This is a genomic window from Micromonospora sp. NPDC003776 (genome assembly GCF_053605645.1).
Window position 1 is genome coordinate 1 of record NZ_JBSGJR010000776.1, and the last position, 2,597, is coordinate 2,597.

Below are 2,597 nucleotides of genomic sequence, written 5' to 3' on the forward strand. Positions count from 1 at the left end.
CCGGCCCTTTCCGCGAACGGAGCCCCGGCGGGCACGGGCCCCGCGCTTTCGCCCGTCCCCGCCCGGCTGCCCCGGCCCCGACCCGACGGCGGGTCGGCCCGCTCCCACGGCCGCGCCGCCTCCCGGCCCGTCCTCGCCCCCGGTCCCGTCAGGCCCGCCGGGCGCGTCACGCCCGCCAGCCCCGCTGAGGTCGCCGTCGATCACCCGGCTCGCGTCGTCGAACGGCGCGGATCCCACCCGATCCTCCTGATCACCAGAAGCGGGTGCCGGGTGGGGGAGGTCGTGGAGGAGGCCGGGGGCGTGGGCGGCGACGACGCGCAGCCAGTGTTCCGGCGGCTCGCCGGGGCGGCGGGGGACCGCCGGGGCCGGGTCGGCCGTGTCGGGCGCCCGGACGGCGGGAGCCGGCGCCGGGGTGAGGCGGTCGGCGGCGGCCCGCAGCGCCCGGGCCAGCCAGTCACGCCGACGCCGGGGCGGCCGCACTGCCCGACTCCAGTTCCAGCCCCTCGTACGCCAGGGTCAGCGCCTCGATGGCGATCTCCTGGGCGAGGGTGTTGAGGTGGGCGCCGCGCCACCGGGTCGGCCACGCGTTGATCATGTTCCAGCGCAGCACCTCGGCGGTGCCGGCCGGGTCGAGCAGCACCACGGAGACGTTGCGCCGGCTGACCGTGCCCTTCGCCGCCGCGTTCACCCAGTCCCACAGTTCCCGCGACTGGGTGAGGCCGAAGTGGAGGGTGACCGGGGCGTACTCGGCCTGGCCGGGCACGGCCCGGATCCGCTCGTTGCCGGCCTCCTTGTACGTCACCGACGGGATGTGCACCTCCAGGCCGCTGACCTCGGTGAAGTGCCCGTTGGTGATCCCGTTGATGAGCAGCTTGAAGTGGTAGGCCCGGTACGGGTCGACGGGCGCGCCCGGCTGCGGGGTGGCCTGGGTCGGCATGTCAGCCTCCGATCGTCTCGGTCTCGGTGCCGCCGGCCCACTGGCTCAGCTTGAACACCACGAACTCCGCGGGCTTGACCACCGCGATGCCGATGTGCGCGACCACCATCCCGGCGTCCCGGACGTCGGCCGGATTGGTCTCCTCGTCGCACTTGACGAAGAACGCCTCCTCCGGCGTGCGCCCGAGCAGCGCCCCGTCCCGCCACACCCGGGTCAGGAACGCCCCGATGTCCCGCCGGATCGACCGCCAGAGCGTGTAGTCGTTGGGTTCGAAGACCATCCACCGGGTGCCGTTGGCGATGGCCTGCTCGATGGCGATGGAGAGCCGGCGCACGTTGAGGTAGCGCCACTCGCTCGCCTCGGCGGCCAGCGTGCGGGCGCCCCAGAGCCGGATGCCCTCGCCCGCGAAGTAGCGGATGACGTTGACCCCCCTGGGGTTGAGCACGTCGTGCTCGGGGCGGGTGACCAGGTACGCCAGGTCGACCGCGCCGCGCACCGGCTCGTTGGCCGGGGCCTTGTGCACGCCGCGCAGCGCGTCGGTGCGGGCCCAGATGCCGGCCACGTGCCCGCTCGGCGGGGTGAGCACCAGGTCGCCGTCGAGCGGGTCGCGCACCTTGATCCACGGGTAGTAGAAGGCGGCGAAGCTGGACTCCCGGGGCCGGTCGCCGTCCGGCCCGTCATCGTCGTCGGCGGGCTTCGCCGGGCCGTCGCCGGGTTTGCCGGCCGGCTTGCCGTGGTCGGGCCGGGCCACCCGGGTCAGGGTGGAGATGTCCGGCACGTCCGGCGGTGGGTCGCAGATGGCCACCATGGTGCGCAGCCGCTCGGCCATGCTGATCAGCGCCTCGTGCGACAGCGGGTCGTGGTAGCCGGGGGCGGCCAGGATGGAGATCTCGTCGATCGCCTCCAGCACCTGCAGGCCGCCCCGCCGCCCGCCGGTGCCCATGAGTTGGCCGCCCTCGCCGACGTTGACCACCCAGCAGCGGGTGCCCCCGTTGTCGAGGAAGCCGAAGACCGCCCGGGCCAGCGGCGTGCTCTCCAGGTGCTCCCCGTCGGCGTACAGGCGGAGGAACTCCGACCAGCTGTTCACCGCGAGCGCCTTGTCCACGTGCGCGGTGCGGTCGGGCGCGACGCCGACGAAGGCGGCGGTGCTCGTCCCGACCGGGCCGATCGGGCGGGCGCCGCTGGGGACCTCCTCGACGTAGATGCCGGGGGAGAAGTAGTTGGGCATCGGTCCCTCCTCGGGGAGACGGCTCAGTCGGGGGCGACGACGATGACGACGTCGGGGTCGGCGGGGTCGAGGTCGGCGGTGAGGGTGCGGCCCCGCCCGACCAGCCGCACCCGGACCGGCCGGTCCGGGGCCTGCGGGTCGTGCGGGACGCCGACCAGCCGGAACCGGCCGCCGTGGTCGGTCTCCGTGGCGTACGGGGTGCCGGCCAGCTCGACCCGCATCGCCGCCAGGGGCTGCTGTTCCGGCCCGACCACCCGCCCGTCGAGGGTGCGCAGATCCAGGTGCCGCAGTTGCAGCGGGTGCCGTACCGGCGGCGCGGCCGGCAGCGGCCGGGCGATCTGCGCGGGCACGTCGACCAGCAGCGCGGGCCGGGGCGCGACCCCGAACGACCGCCACAGGCCGGGGTCGCCGGCGGCGAGGACCACCTCCGGC

The 2,597-nt window shown here is 75.3% G+C and carries 2 protein-coding genes and 1 pseudogene; all 3 read right to left on the reverse strand.

Features of this window, described 5'->3' with window-relative positions; translation table 11 throughout:
* Positions 1–454: 454 nt before the first annotated feature.
* Complete coding sequence (locus ACWEVO_RS34735) at positions 455–937, reverse strand: phage tail protein (protein ID WP_452311647.1); 483 nt, start codon at positions 935–937, stop codon at positions 455–457.
* A gap of 1 nt (position 938) precedes the next feature.
* A complete protein-coding gene (locus tag ACWEVO_RS34740) occupies positions 939–2,165 on the reverse strand; it encodes a phage tail sheath family protein (protein WP_452311649.1) in 1,227 nt (408 codons plus the stop codon).
* 23 nt (positions 2,166–2,188) lie between these two features.
* Positions 2,189–2,597 (reverse strand): annotated as a pseudogene (locus tag ACWEVO_RS34745) (carboxypeptidase-like regulatory domain-containing protein); the annotation flags it as partial.

Coding starts and splice junctions, on each gene's coding strand:
- ACWEVO_RS34735 (WP_452311647.1), bottom strand. CDS start 937: ATGCCGACCCAGGCCACCCCGCAGCCGGGCGCGCCCGTCGACCCGTAC.
- ACWEVO_RS34740 (WP_452311649.1), bottom strand. CDS start 2,165: ATGCCCAACTACTTCTCCCCCGGCATCTACGTCGAGGAGGTCCCCAGC.